Below are 17,047 nucleotides of genomic sequence, written 5' to 3' on the forward strand. Positions count from 1 at the left end.
AGACCCGACGGCCAGCGGGGTCAACGGGCCGGGGCCACTTGGCAATCCATGAAATGTGACGATTTTTCTCTTTTTGTCCCGTGGATCCTTCGGGGCAAACATCCGGACAGCAAGGTGGCGGCGCCGGAAATGCAGCGCCGCCGTGCTCTACACGACCGAGTTTCAGGCCGCCGGGTTCTACCAACGCAATGGCTGGCAGGGTTTTTGGCGAAATCGCCTGCGATTCACCGGGCAGCACCCGGATCTTCATGACCAGGCGGCTGCGATCGGGGCCGCTACTCGATCTCCACCATCAGGTCCTTGGCGTCGATCTGCGCGCCGGGCGAGACGTGAACCGCCTTCACCGTGCCGTCGTGATCGGCATGGATGGCGGTTTCCATCTTCATCGCCTCGATGGTCAGCAGCAGATCGCCCTGCTTCACCGCCTGCCCCGCGCTGACCGCGACCGAGGCCACCACGCCGGGCATCGGCGCGCCGACATGACCGGCATTCGAGGAATCCGCCTTGGGCCGAGCCACCGTCTCGGATTTCACCTTGCGGTTCGGCACCCGGACGCTGCGCGGCTGGCCGTTGAGTTCGAAGAACACCTTGACCTCGCCCTGCTCATCCGTTTCGCCAAGGGTCTGAAAGCGGATTTCCAGCGTCTTGCCGGGATCGATCTCTGCGGTGATCTCTTCTCCCGGCTCCATGCCATAGAAGAAGTTCCGCGTCGGCAGGGTGCGCACCGGGCCATAGATTCGGTGGCGGCCCATGTAATCGAGGAACACCTTGGGATACATCAGGTAACCGTTCAGGTCCTCGTCATCGACGGCCTTGCCCTCCAGTTCCCTGGACAGCTTGGCCCGCTCGGCCTCGATATCGACCGGCTTCAGATGCGCGCCGGGGCGGTCGGTGATCGGGGTCTCGTCCTTGAGGATCTTCTTCTGGATCGCCTCGGGCCATCCACCGGGAGGCTGCCCCAGGTTACCGCGCATCATGTCGATGACCGAATCCGGGAAGCTGACATCCACTTCGGGGTCCATCACCTGCTCGGGCGTCAGGTTCTGCGAGACCATCATCAACGCCATGTCACCCACGACCTTCGACGACGGCGTGACCTTGACGATATCGCCGAACATCCGGTTCACATCGGCATAGATCTGGGCGACCTCGTGCCAGCGATCCTCCAGCCCCATCGAGCGCGCCTGCCCCTTGAGATTGGTGAACTGGCCGCCCGGCATCTCGTGCAGGTAGATCTCGGAAGCCGGGGCCTGCAGGCCGGATTCGAAGGCCGCGTAATTGTCGCGCACCCGCTCCCAGTAATTCGAGATGGCGCGGATATGGCCGATATCCAGCTCGGTATCGCGTTCCGTCCCGGCCAGTGCCTCGACCACCGAACCGAGCGTCGGCTGCGAGGTATTGCCCGACAGCGCGTCCATGGCGCAATCCACCGCATCGACGCCCGCCTCGGCAGCCGCTAGGATGGTCGCGCCGCCCATGCCGCTGGTGTCATGGGTATGGAAATGGATCGGCAGACCGACCTCTTCCTTGAGCGCCTTGACCAGTATCGTCGCGGCGGCGGGTTTCAGCAGGCCCGCCATGTCCTTCAGCCCCAGCACATGCGCACCGGCGGCTTTCAGGTCCTTGGCGGTCTGGACATAGTATTTCAGGTCGTATTTGGACCGGTCCGGGTCCAGCATGTTACCGGTATAGCAGACCGAGCCCTCGCAGATCTTGCCCGTGTCGATGACCGCATCCATGGCCACGCGCATGTTCTCGACCCAGTTCAGGCTGTCGAAGACGCGGAACACATCGACCCCGGTTTCGGCGGCCTGCTTGACGAAGAACTGCACCACATTGTCGGGATAGTTCGTATAGCCCACCCCGTTCGAGGCGCGCAGCAGCATCTGCGTCATCAGGTTGGGCATCTGCGCGCGGATATCGCGCAGCCGCTGCCATGGGCATTCCTGCAGGAACCGATAAGCCACGTCGAAGGTCGCCCCGCCCCAGCATTCGACGCTGAAAAGCTGTGGCAGGTTGGCGGCATAGGTCGGCGCAACCCGGATCATGTCGATCGAGCGCATCCGCGTCGCCAGCAGTGACTGGTGCCCGTCGCGCATGGTCGTGTCGGTGATCAACAGGCGCTTCTGCCCGGCCATCCAGTCGGCCACGGCTTGCGGCCCCTTTTCTTCCAGCATTTGCCTTGTGCCGGGCGCAGGTTCGGCGGTCGGCGCCGGCAACAGCAAGGCGCGGGCCTGAGCCGGGGGCGCCTCGCGCCCGGCCGTCTCGGGATGGCCGTTCACGGTGATGTCGGCCAGATAGGTCAGGATCTTGGTCGCCCGGTCGCGGCGCTTGCGGAAGGTGAACAGCTCGGGCGTCGTGTCGATGAATTTCGTCGTATAGGTATCGTCGAGGAACGTCTCATGTTTCAGCAGGTTGATGACGAAATCGATATTCGTGCTGACCCCGCGCACCCGGAATTCGCGCAGCGCCCGGTCCATCCGCTTGATCGCCTGATCCGGAGTCTGCGCCCATGCCGTGACCTTGACCAGCAGCGAATCGTAATAGCGGGTAATGACGCCGCCCGAATAGGCCGTGCCGCCATCCAGCCGGATACCCATGCCGGTCGCCGAGCGGTAGGCCGTGATGCGCCCGTAATCGGGGATGAAATTGTTCTGCGGATCTTCGGTCGTGACCCGGCATTGCACCGCGTGACCCGACAGCTCGATCTCGCCCTGGGCCCCTGCCCCGGTCGCCTCGGCCAGTGTCGCGCCCTCGGCGATCTTGATCTGAGCCTGCACGATGTCGATCCCGGTGACCTCTTCGGTCACGGTATGCTCGACCTGCACGCGCGGGTTCACCTCGATGAAATAGAACTGCTCGCTGTCCATATCCATCAGGAACTCGACCGTGCCGGCGTTCTGATAGCCCACGGCCGCGCCGATCTGGAGCGCAAGCGCGCAGACCTCTTCGCGCTGCGCCTCGGTCAGATAGGGAGCGGGCGCGCGCTCGACCACCTTCTGGTTGCGGCGCTGCACGGTGCAGTCGCGTTCATACAGGTGATACAGCCCGCCATGGCTGTCGCCCAGCAACTGCACCTCGACATGGCGGGCGCGCAGGATCATCTTTTCCAGGTAACCCTCGCCATTGCCAAAGGCGGCCTCGGCCTCGCGCCGGCCCTCGCGGACCTTGTCGATCAACTCGTCCGGGCCATTGATCGGGCGCATCCCGCGTCCGCCGCCGCCCCAGGACGCCTTGAGCATCAGCGGATAGCCGATCCCATCGGCCTCTGTCCTGATGGCGTCGAAATCATCGCCCAGAACCTCGGTCGCGGGAATCACCGGCACGCCCGCCTCGATCGCCACCCGCCGGGCGCTGGCCTTGTCGCCAAGGGCGCGCATCGTCTCGGCCTTGGGGCCGATGAAGGTGATCCCGGCCTTCCGGCAGGCATCGACGAAATCGGGATTCTCGGACAGCAGGCCATAGCCCGGATGGATCGCGTCGGCACCGGATTCCTTGGCCACCCGGATGATCTCGGAGATCGACAGATAGGCCGCGACCGGTCCCAGCCCCTCGCCGATGCGATAGGCCTCGTCCGCCTTGAAGCGGTGCAGGCCCAGCTTGTCCTCTTCGGCATAGACGGCAACCGTTCGCTTGCCAAGCTCGTTGGCTGCGCGCATGACTCGAATGGCGATCTCGCCACGGTTAGCAATCAGGATCTTTTGAAACATGCCGGTCTCCCATCGACGATTTCGCGCATCCTAACGATGCTGCACCGCAGCGCAAGCATCAGTATCGGCGATCTCTCACCTTGGGATGAGAGCAGGCGCAGGCTCGCTGATTACAGGGCGGCCCGGCCCAGACGATTCCAGCGCGCGCGGACATATGCCCGCGCCAATTATGCCAGCAAAGTCATGGCGACGATAGCCACCACCGCCCCCGCGGCAAGCTGCAGGATTCCGGGCAGCCAACGGGCCATCGCGGCCAGCGGGCCGGTGTCGGGCATCATGGCGAAACTGCCCTCGCGCGCCCAGACCGACAATACCGCAACCGCCAGGGTGACCGAGGCGGTGCCCAGCCCCATTGCCATGGCTCCGGCGATTCCGGCAGGAAAGAACCCCATCCGCCATGTCAGCAGCAGCAGGAATATCGCACCGGTGCAGGGACGCGCCGCAATACCCGCGATCAGGGCGACCGCATCGCGTAGCGAGCGGGTGGCGGCGGCTTCCTCGATGCTGGGACCATGGGCATGACCGCAGCCGCAATCGGCATCGTGGACATGATCGTGGTGATGATGTTCATCGTGGCGATGCCCTTCGCTGCGACCGGCGCGTAGCAGCATCCGCAGCCCACGCCATGCCAGCCACAACCCCACGCAACCGATCATTGCGGCGCTGATATCGGCCATGCTGTCCTCGGTCAGGTCGGTCAGCGCCTCGCGCGACAGATCGAAGATCGTCAGCCCGCCCCAGACCAGCAGCACCGCCGTCAAAGCCTGCGCCAGCGAGGCCGCCACCGACAGAAGCGCAAGCCGTCCAAGGGCAACCTTGGTGCCGAACCCGTATCCACCGATCAGTACCTTGCCATGCCCCGGCCCGACCGCATGCAGGAAGCCATAGCCAAAACAGATTCCCATCAGCGCGAGATTCGCCCCCGGCTCGCCCGCCCGCAGCCGGCGCAACGCCCCGGCCATCAGCGTCTGCGCCTCGCGCTGCTGCATCGCGGCCCATTGCTGTATCCCGGCCAAACCGCCGCTTTGCCACAGGAGCATGACGATGGCAGCGATCAGCAAACCGGCGATGGCAAGGATGCGGGCGGCGCTGCGGGTCATCCACCCTGCCCCGGGTCGCAACGGATATCGGCCTCGTCGGCTCCGGCCGAACCGATATCGACGGTCACGACATCGGCCTCTGCCGGATCGGTTCCGGCGCCCAGCACGGCCTCGATCGCCTCGCGATAGGCATCGGGCGCGGCAGACGGATCGCCAGGGATCAATTCGACCTCGCAATCCTCGCGCCCCTCGATCACCGGCACCTCTGGCATCGAAAAATCCACATAGAATTCAGGATCGTAAACCTGAACCTGCAACGGCGCCTCCATGGGAAGCGGTTCGGCCAGCGGATGCAGATGGCGCGAGATCAGCCGTCCATCGCGATATTCAGCCGTGAAATCCCGCACGTCTTCAAGGACGACAGGCCTGCCATCCACGCGCGGATAGAGCCGGCCATCGAAGCCCGGCTCCCAATCCGAGTCGAACCCCTGGATCAGGGCGTTCTCCTCCTCGGTCAGGACGCCGTCGCCGTCCTGGTCCAACCCCATATCCTCGATGATCAGGAGCGAATACAGTTCGTCATAGCTCCACTCGACCTCGAACCCCGTCAGGGCGCCGCTGTCGTCAAGGATCAGGGTCAGCCCGGCATCGATATAGACATGCGGATGGGCCAATGCCGCGGCGGGCGACAGCGACAGGCACAAAGCGGTAATCAGGCGGTGGGGTAACACGTAGACCTCGCGCGGAACTGCGCCTTCTGTTAATTCGCTTGCGGCGCCAATGCAATTCACGGCTGCCTGACAACGGCATGAATATGAATCGGCTTGACAGTTCCCCCCGGCCCCGCGTCACATCCCCCCACCATGCCGTCGATATGTAAAGAGGAGAGCTTTCCATGCTGACCATCCACGGCGTCACCCGCTCGCGCGCCTCGCGCATTATCTGGCTATGCCACGAGATCGGCATCGAATTCGAGCAGGTCCCGGTGATCCAGGCCTATCGCCTGCCCGATCCCGACGCCACGGACGCACCGCTCAATACCCGCTCGCCGCAATTCCTGGCCTTGTCGCCCGCCAGCGCCATCCCGGTGATCGAGGATGGTGGACTGATACTGACCGAATCGATGGCCTGTACCCTGTATCTGGCGCGCAAATACGGCCAGCCCTTCGGCCCCGCCGATCCGCAGGAGGACGCACTGATGATGCTGTGGAGCTTCTACGCCGCCACCGCCATCGAGCCCGACGCGCTGACGCTGCTCTATCTGCATGGCTCCGGCAAAGCCCAGTCGGCCAGCGATCACGCCGCGGTCCGGAATGCCGCCGAACGGCTGACAAGGCCGCTTCGGGTGGTGGAAAACCATCTTGCCACCCATAGCCACATGGTCGGCGGGCGCTTTACCGTTGCCGATGTCAACATGGCCGAGGTGCTACGCTATGCCCAGAGCTTCGATCCGCTGATGGAGCGTTACGCGGCGATCCAGGCATGGCTGGCGGATTGCCAGACCCGTCCGGCATTCCAGAAGATGTGGGAAGCACGGAACGCCGAACCCGCATAGCCATTGAAATATGCACTCAAATGCATAATATAATGGCATCTGAAAGGATGCCGCCATGACCCGACTGCTGACCAACCATATCTGCACCATGACCGAATTGCGCGAACCGCATAAGGTGCTGGAACGCTCGGGCGGCAAGCCGGTGGCGATCCTGAAGAATTCGCAGCTTGTCGGTTACCTCGTGCCCGAAGAGGCGACGGACAAGGGACAGCATCGCCATGCGACCCGCGAAGAGGTGATGGAATCGCTGCGGCGTCGGCGGGCAGTCAATCAACCTGTGCTGGATTATCTGAAAGACAAGTAATGGAATTGCTCCTTCTGACCGCCGAATTGGTCGAGGCGATCCATGACGAGGTTCTCAATCCCGGTGAATTGCCGGGAATGGCCATGGACAAATCCCTGGATTCAGCCCTTGCCCGGGTCGATAACCGCATCGCCTACGGGATGACTGACGATCTGTTCGATATCGCGGCGATGTATGCGATGGCGATCTCGCAGGGTCATTGCTTCAACGACGCGAACAAGCGGACGGCGCATCAATCCATGGACGCCTTTCTCGATCTCAACGGCGTGCAGATCACTTGGTCGGCAGAGGAAATCGGCCAGAAGATCATCGCCCTTGCCCAGGGGCTGATCGACGATGGCGGCCTGGCCGAATGGCTGCGCGGCACCGCCTGACCTCCCGCAAGGGCTTGCGCAAGCGCTTCCTCGCCCCACAAGCCCTTGCGCCGATAACCCCTCGCATGAGATAGTCGACCAAACACGAACGAGAAACGAGCAGTCCAGATGGCCGATGATCTTCTTTCCGCCGCCGACATCAGCGTCGACAGCTATTCCGCCTCGTCCATCGAGGTGCTGGAGGGGCTCGAACCTGTCCGCAAGCGCCCCGGCATGTATATCGGCGGCACGGATGAACGCGCGCTGCACCACATGGTCGCCGAGATCCTCGACAACTCCATGGACGAGGCCGTCGCCGGTCACGCCAGCCGGATCGAGGTCGAACTGCTCGCCGATTACAGCGTGACCATCCGGGACAACGGCCGCGGCATCCCGATCGACCCGCATCCCAAGTTCCCCGGCAAATCGGCGCTCGAGGTGATCCTTTGCACGCTGCATGCGGGTGGCAAGTTCTCGGGCGATTCCTACGAGACCTCGGGCGGCCTTCACGGCGTCGGCGCCTCGGTGGTGAACGCGCTTTCCGACAGCCTAGTGGTGCAGGTCGCGCGCAACCGCGAATTGTTCCAGCAAAGCTTCTCGCGCGGGGTTCCGCTCGGGTCGGTCGAGAAACTCGGCGCCGCCCCGAACCGCCGCGGCACGACCGTCACCTTCCACCCCGATGCCGAGATATTCGGCCATCACCGCTTCAAGCCCGCTCGGCTGCTGAAGATGGTGAAATCCAAGGCCTATCTGTTCTCGGGCGTCGAGATCCGCTGGAAATCCGAGATCGAGGAAGACGACACGCCCATGGAAGCGGTCTTCCACTTCCCCGGCGGGCTGGCCGACTATCTGGGCGAGACGCTCGGCGGCGCCACCACCTATTCCGAGCGTCCCTTTGCCGGCAGCGTCGATTTCAAGCGCTTCAACGCGCCGGGCAAGGTCGATTGGGCGATCAACTGGACGCCCTCACGCGACGGTTTCATCCAGTCCTATTGCAACACCGTACCCACGCCCGAGGGCGGCACGCATGAGGCCGGTTTCTGGGCCGCGATCCTGAAGGGCGTCCGCGCCTATGGCGAGCTGGTGAACAACAAGAAGGCCGCCCAGATCACCCGCGAGGATTTGCTGACCGGCGGCTGCGCGCTTGTCAGCTGTTTCATCCGCGATCCCGAATTCGTCGGCCAGACCAAGGACCGGTTGGCCACGACCGAGGCGCAGAAGCTGGTCGAAGGGGCCGTGCGCGACCATTTCGACAACTGGCTGGCGGCAGATACGAAATCGGCGGGCGCGATCCTCGATTTCCTGATCCTGCGGGCCGAGGAACGGCTGCGCCGCCGCCAGGAAAAGGAAACCGCCCGCAAATCCGCCACCAAGAAGCTGCGGCTTCCCGGCAAGCTGGTCGATTGCTCGAATTCGGCCCGCGACGGCACCGAACTGTTCATCGTCGAGGGCGACTCGGCCGGCGGCAGTGCCAAGATGGCCCGCGACCGCAAGAACCAGGCGCTTCTGCCCCTGCGCGGCAAGATCCTGAACGTGCTCGGCGCCGCCTCCAGCAAGATGGGCGCGAACCAGGAGATCAACGACCTGTGCCAGGCGCTCGGCACCGGGATGGGGACGAAGTTCAACCTGGATGACCTGCGTTACGACAAGATCATCATCATGACCGATGCCGATGTCGATGGCGCCCATATCGCCAGCCTGCTGATGACATTCTTCTTCACCCAGATGCGCCCGCTGCTCGACAAGGGCCATCTCTATCTCGCCTGCCCGCCGCTTTACCGGCTGACGCAGGGGGCGAACCGCGTCTATGTCGCCGACGATGCCGAGAAGGTGCGGCTGGAGGAAAAGGGCCTGGGCGGCAAGGGCAAGATCGACGTGCAGCGCTTCAAGGGCCTGGGCGAGATGGATGCCAAGGATCTGCGCGAAACCACGATGAATCCCGACACCCGCAAGCTGATCCGCGTCAGCATCGACGAGGAGACCGGCGGCGAAACCGGCGACCTGGTCGAGCGGCTGATGGGCAAGAAACCCGAATTGCGTTTCCAGTATATCCAGGAGAATGCGCGTTTCGTCGAAGAGCTGGATGTCTGAAACCGGCTGACCGTCGGGCCAAGCCCTATCCGGGCAGGGACATGTCAGGCCCCTGCCCCTTCTTCTTCATTCAAGATCCATACAAGTTCAGCTTGCATAGCCCCTTGGACAAACACCATGGGTTGCCGGACGATGCGCCACTGGGTCAAGAGACCTGCCGGCAACCGGCAGCGTCCCGGCCATTGCGGGACGCAAACCGCCGGTGCCAATGAAAAGGCCCCGCGCGGATGCCGGGGCCTATCGAGTTCATGGGAGATTGCGATCAGAAGCTGTAGCCCACCTTCACGCCGACGCCCCAGACCTTGCCCTCGTCCTTTTCGCCGATGACAACTCTTTCGGCTCCTTCGCCGACTCCGACATCCGCAGCGCCCAGCTTGACATAGCTGATGCCGGTCGTGATCTTGACATTGTCCTGCGTATAGACAGCCGCGAGGGTAATGCCTTTCTTGCCCTCATAGGGCGACAGCGGGGTTCCGACCCCATCGCCGTCACCTTCATAGAGGAACGAGACCGCGCCCGACCAGCGATCGGTGAATTTCCGGCCGATGCCGATCGTGTAGGTTGTCGAGTCCTCGAAATTGGTCAGGCTCGTTCCCCCCAGAACACTTGGCCGGACCTTGAATTCGGACCAGTCAACCCACCGAACCGAGCCCATCAGCAATGTATCCTCCGCGATCCCGGTCTGAAACTCCAGGTTCACGGATTTAGGCATCTTCACCTTGGTTTTGTCATTCGGCGCAACCTGCACCCCGCCGATCCTGTGTATCGAGTCGAACTCGTGCTCGATGGCAGAATTGAAGGTCAGCGCAACCCGTGCCGCGATTTCAGGCTTCTCCCAAGAAACGCCCGCAAGCCAGCCGATATCGGTTTCCCGGTCGAGGTTGAGGTGATAACCATCGGCACCTTGCGCAGCGAATACCGCGCCGCCCAGATGCACATCGGCAGAGGTGCTCAGGGCGCGAATACCGCCATGCACGCCGAAGCCGGTTTCCGGCATCACGTAGCGGACCACCCCGGTGAGCTCGGTCGCGGAAACATCCGCACCTGTGCCGCCCAAATAAGGCGACCCTTCCGGGGCGAAAGGATAATCGATATCGGCGCCGAATGGCTGGTCGAGCATCACGGCCCCGGACAGGTTGTCGTTGAACTGCCTTTTATATGCCAGACCGAACTGACTGTAGCTGTCCGCGACATCGGCAGTATTGGTCGTGCCAATACCTATTCCGCCGACATCCGCAATATTGCTGCTGACAGTCGGCTTGACATGGGCAAAGCTGAACTCGGCATAATTACCCGGCTCCCAGAGCGGGCCGAGGAACTGGCCGCTGCGGTCGATGCCGCCGGACATGACGGGTGCGGCGCTGATCAGCAATGCGGTGGCGCCGGAAAACACGTATTTCATAGATACCTCCCTCTACAGGTCCGGGCCTCCTCAGCCCCGGGTCAACCTTGGTGATCCAGCCTAGCGCCAAGCCGGTGCGAATCAATTGTTACGAAGATGTGACGTAACGTCGGTTCCACCTGCCGTTGCGTCACCGTGTCCTCGCGGCAACTCTTTTTTGCCACGGAAACCTGCAGAGGGGGGCGTGAAACGCCGCATATCCGCTCTGGACAAATCCGCCATTGCATGAAAGGGGAAACTGCCAAACGACATGATCGCAAGGACCCCGCCATGCAGATTCGTGAGGCTCTCACCTTTGACGATGTTCTATTGGTTCCCGCCGCATCAACCGTCCTGCCTTCGACGGCGGATGTGACGACGCATGTGACGCGTTCGATCCGGATGAATATCCCGCTGCTGTCCTCGGCCATGGATACGGTGACCGAAAGCCGGATGGCGATTGCCATGGCGCAATCGGGCGGAATAGGCGTGATTCACCGCAACCTCACCACCGAGCAGCAGGCCGACGAGGTGCGCCGTGTGAAGCGCTTCGAATCCGGCATCGTCTACAAGCCGATCACGCTTGCCCCCGACCAGACGCTGGCCGATGCCAAGGCGCTGCAAGAGCGCTATAGAGTCACCGGCTTCCCGGTGGTGGAAAGCGATGGCCGCGTGGTCGGTATCGTGACCAATCGCGACATGCGCTTTGCCAGCGACGACAGGACGCCGGTGCGGGTGATGATGACATCCGACCGGCTCGCCATGCTGACCGAGCCCGCCGACCGCCAGCAGGCCATCGACCTGATGAAGGAGCGCCGGATCGAGAAGCTGCTGGTCACCGATGGGCAGGGCAAGCTGACCGGGCTTCTCACGCTCAAGGATACGGAAAAAGCGGTGCTGAACCCGCTGGCCTGCAAGGACGATTTGGGCCGGCTGCGCGTGGCCGCCGCCTCGACCGTCGGCGATGACGGGTTCGAGCGTTCGCAGGCCCTGATCGAGGCCGGGGTGGACATGGTGGTGATCGATACAGCGCATGGCCATTCGGCAGGCGTTGCCAAGGCGGTCGAGCGGGTCAAGGCCTTTTCGAACGAGGTGCAGGTGGTGGCAGGAAATGTCGCCACCGCCGAAGCGGTTCGCGCCCTGATCGGAGCCGGTGCGGATGCGGTCAAGGTGGGCATCGGGCCGGGGTCGATCTGCACGACGCGGGTCGTGGCGGGCGTCGGCGTGCCGCAACTGACCGCGATCATGGATGCCGCGAGCGCGGCGGGCGATGTGCCGGTCATCGCCGATGGCGGCATCAAGCTGTCGGGAGATTTCGCCAAGGCCATCGCGGCGGGGGCAAGCTGCGCCATGGTCGGCAGCGCCATCGCGGGCACCGACGAGAGCCCCGGAGAGATCATCCTGTACCAGGGCCGCAGCTTCAAGAGCTATCGCGGCATGGGAAGCCTTGGGGCGATGGCGCGCGGCTCGGCCGACCGTTATTTCCAGAAAGACGCCGCAACCGACAAGCTGGTGCCCGAGGGGATCGAGGGCCAGGTGCCCTACAAGGGCCCGGCGGGCACGGTGATCCATCAGCTTGTCGGCGGATTGCGGGCGGCGATGGGCTATACCGGCTGCGCCACCGTCGAGGAGATGCGCCGCAATTGCGAATTCGTGCGGATCACCGGGGCGGGGCTGAAGGAAAGCCATGTCCACGACGTGCAGATCACGCGGGAGAGCCCGAATTACCGCATCGGGTAATTCGCGTCCCGCGCAAACCGGAGGCGCTTCGCCCCCCGGCCCCCCCGAGGATATTTGCATGAAGAAGAAGGGGCACGGGTTTTCTCCGGTGCGATCATTTATTCCATGAGGGAAATGATTACTCGAAAGTGAGGGGGATTATTTGCCAAATGGAATCTGTCTCCGCGCCTTGCCGCGCCGGATCGCCATTGAACCCATAGTAGCCGGCGCTGCCTGTGTGCGCCCTGTGTACAGGCTGTGCATGCGCGGTGCACGGGTTGTGCAGTGAAACTCACAGCAATTGCTGGGGAAAACGGGAAGGCCGTTGCCTGCGATGCGAATGCGGCGCGCGGCCTGTTGCACTGCCGGGCATTTGCCCGCACCCCCTTCCCTCTTTTCCCCCGCCGCATTACCTATGCCCGGGTCACGAAAAGGTGGAACATGATCTACAAGACCGGCAAGGAATGGCTCTCGGCCCCGCATAAGCGCGTCGCGCTGTTCGGCATGTCGGGGCTGGGCAAGACCTTTCTGTCCTCGATGCTGCGCGAGACCGGCGACTGGTTCCATTACTCGGTCGACTACCGCATCGGCACGCGCTACATGGGCGAGCGGATCACCGACAATTTCAAGCGCCACGCCATGCAGGTGCCGCTGCTGCGCGAGTTGCTGATGACCGACAGTGTCTATATCGCCAGCAATATCACCTTCGAGAACCTCGCGCCCCTGTCCACCTATCTGGGCAAGCCGGGCGATCCGGCGCAGGGCGGGCTGGATTTCGACGAATACATGAAGCGCCAGAACCAGCACCGCGCGGCCGAGATCGCCGCGATGCTGGATACCGGCCATTTCATCGAACGCGCGCAGGACATCTATGGCTATGACCATTTCATCTGCGACACCAGCGGCTCGGTCTGCGAGGTGGTGGACCCCGATAATTCCGACGACCCGGTGCTGAAGGCCATGGAAGACCGGATGCTGATGGTCTGGATCAAGGGATCGGACGACCATACCGCGGAACTGGTCCACCGCTTCGACAAGGCTCCCAAGCCCATGTATTACCAGCCGGATTTCCTTCGCGCCGCGTGGAGGGAATACACCGACAAACACCCCGCGCCGGTCAATCCCGACGCTTTCATCCGCTGGACCTATGCTCGCGCATTGGCCCATCGCCAACCGCGCTATGCCGCCATGGCACAGCGCGGCATCACCGTCACCGCCGAGGAAGTCACGGCGGTACGAGACGCATCAGACTTCACCGAACTGGTGGCCCGCGCCATCGATCGCAAGGAATAATGACAATGCCCATCACCCTGAACGAAGATCTCCCCGCTTACCGCATCCTGTCGGATGAGGGCGTGATGGTGATGTCGCCGGGGCGGGCCGCAATGCAGGATATCCGGCCATTGCGCATCGGGCTTTTGAACCTGATGCCCAAGAAGATTCAGACCGAGAACCAGTTCGCCCGGCTGATCGGCGCCACGCCCCTGCAGATCGATTTCCAGTTGATCCGCATGTCGGAACATGAAAGCCGCCATACCGCCGCCGATCATATGGAAAGCTTCTATCGCCCCTTCCGCGAAGTCGAGGAAACCGGCGAAAAATTCGATGGGGTCATCATCACCGGCGCGCCGATCGAGCATCTGACCTTCGGCGATGTCACCTATTGGGACGAGCTGAGGCGGGTCTTCGACTGGACGCAGACCCATGTCCATTCCACCTTCGGCGTCTGCTGGGGCGGGATGGCGATGGCATGGCATTTCCACGGGCTTGAAAAACATATGCTGGATCACAAGGCCTTCGGCTGCTTCCGTCACCGGAACCTGTTCCCCACCTCGCCCTATCTGCGCGGCTTCTCGGATGATGTGCTGGTCCCGGTCAGCCGCTGGACCGAGGTGCGTCAAAGCGATATCGACGCACGTCCCGCGCTGACCACCTTGCTGGCCAGCCACGAGGTCGGCCCCTGCCTGGTCGAGGATACCGGTCATCGCGCGCTCTATATCTTCAATCACCTGGAATATGACAGCACCACGCTCAAGGACGAATATGACCGCGACGTGGACAATGGCAGGCCGGTCACCGTGCCCCGCAACTATTACCCGGATGACAACCCCGCGCAGGCGCCTGCGAACCGCTGGCGCAGCCATGCGCATCTGCTTTACGGTAACTGGATCAACGAGATCTACCAGACGACCAGCTTTGACATCACCCGTATCGGAGAGGGATGACGATCATGTCCAAGATGCCGGAACTTCCGCTCGTCGGCGCGATCAGCGAATATCTGGAGGAACAGGCCCCGAAAGAGATCCGCAAACCCATTGAAAAGGCCGACAAGGACGAGGTCCTCGATCCCGGCTATCCTTACCGCGAAGAAATGGACAAGGATGATTACAAGGACCAGATGAAGCTCTTGCAGCTTCAGCTCGTGCGGCTGATGCATGACGTGAACGCAACCGGCAAGCGCCTCGTGGTCCTGTTCGAGGGCCGCGACGCCGCCGGAAAGGGCGGCACGATCGAGCGCATCCGCGAAAACCTGAACCCGCGCTCGGCCTATATCGTCGCCCTGCCCAAGCCGACCGAGCGCGAATCCGGGCAATGGTATTTCCAGCGCTACACGGACTGGCTGCCTGCGGCAGGCGAAATCGCGTTGTTCGACCGCAGCTGGTACAATCGCGGCGTGGTCGAAAAGGTGTTCGGATTCTGTTCGGATGTCCAGCGCAATGCCTTCTTCCGCCAGCTTCCCGGCTTCGAGCAGACCCTGGTCGATGACGGTATCGTGCTGGTCAAGCTGTGGCTGAATGTCGGCCGGGCCGAACAATTGCAGCGTTTCCTCGACCGCGAGAAGGACCCGCTTAAGCAATGGAAGCTGTCCAGCATCGATGTCGACGGGCTGGCGAAATGGGACGAATATACCGAAGCGATCACAGAGACGCTCAACCTGTCGCATTCGCCCATCGCGCCCTGGACGGTGATCCGCTCGGATGACAAGCGCCGGGCCCGGATCGCGGCGATCCAGACGGTGCTGAACGCCGTCGATTACGCGGGCAAGGATGAAAAGGCCATCGGCGAAATCGACCCGAAGATCGCCGGAGGGCCAGAGATGCTGAAACGGTGATCCGGGCTGCGCTGATATGGCTGGCACTGGCATGGCCTGCAATCGGGCAGGAGCTGCCAGATTGGCAGTATGTCAGGGTCAATGACCTCGCGGAAATCCTGACTGGAGGGGACATTGTCACTCTGGATCGGGCGCTGATCGATCTGAACGATTCCACCGGCACCCAGGGAACCGTCGTCACCTTGAAGAACCGGGCGCAATATGGCGGAAGTGACGGACTGGAGCCCTTCGCGACGCGGCTATTCAATCATTGGGGCATAGGTGACGCCCGGCGCGATGACGGTTTCATGATACTGGTCCTGATCGACGATCGCGAAGCGCGGATCGAACTGGGTGCGGGCTATCCTGTCGCTGCGAATGCCATCGCCCGCGACATCATGGACAAGACCATGCTGCCCGATTTCCGCGCAGGCCAGATGTCGCAGGGTATACGTGACGGCACACTTGCGGTCATCGACCGCATCGCACGCCCCGCCCATAGCGGATCACAACTGACGCCACCCGGTTCTGACATCGGGACGGACACCGGCAAATCTCCCATCTGGCAATGGCCCTTGCTGGCGATGTTCCTGGTGCCATTCAGCCTTTTTGTCCTGTGGCAGGCGGCTTCGCTTGCCGGTTTGATCGGAGGCGGCATTCGCGAGATCCTGCTTCGCTTCCGCAATTGTCCGGAATGCAACCATCGTGGTCTTGTCCGCATGTCCGGGGGAGCCGATTTCAAGAATTTTCGCGGTCAGGAGGTTCGGGGCATCTGCTATTGGCGGGCTTGCCCGGAATGTGGTTGGGCATCGCAGAAAAGTCGTCCCAAGCGGATCAAGATGTTTTCCCCCCATTCAACATCCTCCTATGAGGAGCACAGCCATTCCAGGCATCATCATGGCAGTGCCGGCTTTGGCGGCGGCTCATCCTCGGGCGGAGGTGCTTCAGGGCGCTGGTAGAACGGCTCTCCACATGGCATGACATCATCAGGAACATCACAGGGAGGACGGCATGGATCTGTCGAACGCGCGCGCCATCGTGACCGGGGGCGCCTCGGGATTGGGGGCCGCAACGGCCAATCATTTTCGGTCTTGCGGGGCGCAGGTGGTGGTGCTCGATCTCGATGCGGCCGGAGCAGAGGCGGCATCCGTGATCGGCGCGGGCTATGCGCAGACCGATGTGACCGATGAGGCCAGCGTGACCGCCGCCATCGCCAAGGCGGTCGAAATCATGGGCGGCATCGATATCTGCGTGAACTGCGCCGGCATCGCGACCGGGGAAAAGACCGTGGGGCGCGAAGGTCCGCATCGGCTGGACGGGTTTCGCCGCACCGTCGAGATCAACCTGATCGGCACTTTCAACGTGCTGCGGCTTGCCGCCGCCGAGATGGTCAGGAACCAGCGCGAAGAGAAAGGTGTGATCGTCAACACCGCCTCTATCGCTGCATATGACGGGCAAAAGGGACAGGCGGCCTATGCCGCCTCGAAGGCGGGGATCGCCGGGATGACGCTGCCGATCGCCCGCGATCTGGCTGGCCAGGGAATCCGCGTCTGCGCCATCGCCCCGGGCATCTTCAGCACGCCGATGCTGCGCAGTCTTCCGCAGGATGTGCAGGACAGCCTGGCCGCAGAAGTCACCTTCCCCAAGCGCTTGGGCAACCCCGAGGAATATGCCCGCATGGCCGGTTTCATCGTCGAAAGCGGCTATCTGAACGGCGAGGTGATCCGGCTGGACGGCGCATTGCGCATGCGGTGAACAATCGCCATGCGCGATCCTCTTGCGCGGTGCGGGTGCTGCGGCTAG

General features: G+C 62.8%; 14 protein-coding genes. 10 read left to right on the forward strand and 4 right to left on the reverse strand.

The features are described from left to right. Positions 1-275 precede the first annotated feature (275 nt). The 3 genes from pyc to JHX88_RS12270 form a co-directional block, all read right to left on the reverse strand. Positions 276-3,710: a pyruvate carboxylase gene (gene pyc, locus JHX88_RS12260; protein ID WP_076523046.1), complete on the reverse strand. Its 3,435-nt coding sequence runs from the start codon at positions 3,708-3,710 to the stop codon at positions 276-278. Positions 3,711-3,877: 167 nt separating this feature from the next. After that, positions 3,878-4,810, reverse strand: coding sequence for a nickel/cobalt transporter (locus tag JHX88_RS12265; RefSeq protein ID WP_076523048.1), 933 nt, complete (start codon positions 4,808-4,810; stop codon positions 3,878-3,880). Then, a complete protein-coding gene (locus JHX88_RS12270) occupies positions 4,807-5,481 on the reverse strand; it encodes a DUF1007 family protein (protein ID WP_176011388.1) in 675 nt (224 codons plus the stop codon). The genes JHX88_RS12265 and JHX88_RS12270 overlap by 4 nt, the downstream gene beginning before the upstream one ends. Before the next feature lie 164 nt (positions 5,482-5,645). On the opposite strand from JHX88_RS12270, the gene JHX88_RS12275 reads away from it, so the two are divergent. The 4 genes from JHX88_RS12275 (at position 5,646) to parE (ending at position 9,053) form a co-directional block, all read left to right on the forward strand. Further along, the gene (locus tag JHX88_RS12275) at positions 5,646-6,305 is read left to right on the forward strand and encodes a glutathione S-transferase family protein (RefSeq protein ID WP_076523051.1); all 660 of its coding nucleotides are present in this window, start codon (positions 5,646-5,648) and stop codon (positions 6,303-6,305) included. Between the two features lie 55 nt (positions 6,306-6,360). Further along, complete coding sequence (locus tag JHX88_RS12280) at positions 6,361-6,609, forward strand: type II toxin-antitoxin system Phd/YefM family antitoxin (RefSeq protein ID WP_076523053.1); 249 nt, start codon at positions 6,361-6,363, stop codon at positions 6,607-6,609. Continuing rightward, positions 6,609-6,983, forward strand: coding sequence for a type II toxin-antitoxin system death-on-curing family toxin (locus JHX88_RS12285; protein WP_076523055.1), 375 nt, complete (start codon positions 6,609-6,611; stop codon positions 6,981-6,983). Before JHX88_RS12280 ends, JHX88_RS12285 begins: the two co-directional genes overlap by 1 nt. A 108-nt stretch (positions 6,984-7,091) precedes the next feature. After that, a complete protein-coding gene (gene parE / locus JHX88_RS12290) occupies positions 7,092-9,053 on the forward strand; it encodes a DNA topoisomerase IV subunit B (protein WP_076523057.1) in 1,962 nt (653 codons plus the stop codon). A 262-nt stretch (positions 9,054-9,315) separates the two neighbouring features. On the opposite strand, the gene JHX88_RS12295 is transcribed toward parE, so the two are convergent. Continuing rightward, positions 9,316-10,455 (reverse strand): outer membrane protein transport protein, encoded by a 1,140-nt coding sequence (locus tag JHX88_RS12295; RefSeq protein ID WP_076523059.1) that lies wholly within the window; start codon positions 10,453-10,455, stop codon positions 9,316-9,318. 270 nt (positions 10,456-10,725) lie between these two features. Between JHX88_RS12295 and guaB the strand changes: the two genes are divergently transcribed. The 6 genes from guaB (at position 10,726) to JHX88_RS12325 (ending at position 16,999) form a co-directional block, all read left to right on the forward strand. Further along, a complete protein-coding gene (gene guaB / locus JHX88_RS12300) occupies positions 10,726-12,174 on the forward strand; it encodes an IMP dehydrogenase (protein ID WP_076523061.1) in 1,449 nt (482 codons plus the stop codon). Positions 12,175-12,594: 420 nt separating this feature from the next. Beyond that, positions 12,595-13,446: an ATPase gene (locus JHX88_RS12305; RefSeq protein WP_076523063.1), complete on the forward strand. Its 852-nt coding sequence runs from the start codon at positions 12,595-12,597 to the stop codon at positions 13,444-13,446. Between the two features lie 5 nt (positions 13,447-13,451). After that, on the forward strand, positions 13,452-14,378 hold the full coding sequence (locus JHX88_RS12310) for a homoserine O-succinyltransferase (protein WP_076523065.1): 927 nt from the start codon (positions 13,452-13,454) through the stop codon (positions 14,376-14,378). 5 nt (positions 14,379-14,383) lie between these two features. Continuing rightward, the gene (gene ppk2 / locus JHX88_RS12315) at positions 14,384-15,265 is read left to right on the forward strand and encodes a polyphosphate kinase 2 (protein ID WP_076523734.1); all 882 of its coding nucleotides are present in this window, start codon (positions 14,384-14,386) and stop codon (positions 15,263-15,265) included. Beyond that, positions 15,262-16,203, forward strand: a complete 942-nt coding sequence (locus tag JHX88_RS12320) for a TPM domain-containing protein (protein ID WP_076523066.1) — start codon at positions 15,262-15,264, stop codon at positions 16,201-16,203. Before ppk2 ends, JHX88_RS12320 begins: the two co-directional genes overlap by 4 nt. 52 nt (positions 16,204-16,255) lie before the next feature. Then, entirely contained in the window at positions 16,256-16,999 is a 744-nt protein-coding gene (locus JHX88_RS12325; RefSeq protein WP_076523068.1) for an SDR family oxidoreductase, read from the forward strand. Positions 17,000-17,047: the final 48 nt, after the last annotated feature.

The organism is Paracoccus saliphilus, assembly GCF_028553805.1.
Classification (GTDB): domain Bacteria; phylum Pseudomonadota; class Alphaproteobacteria; order Rhodobacterales; family Rhodobacteraceae; genus Paracoccus; species Paracoccus saliphilus.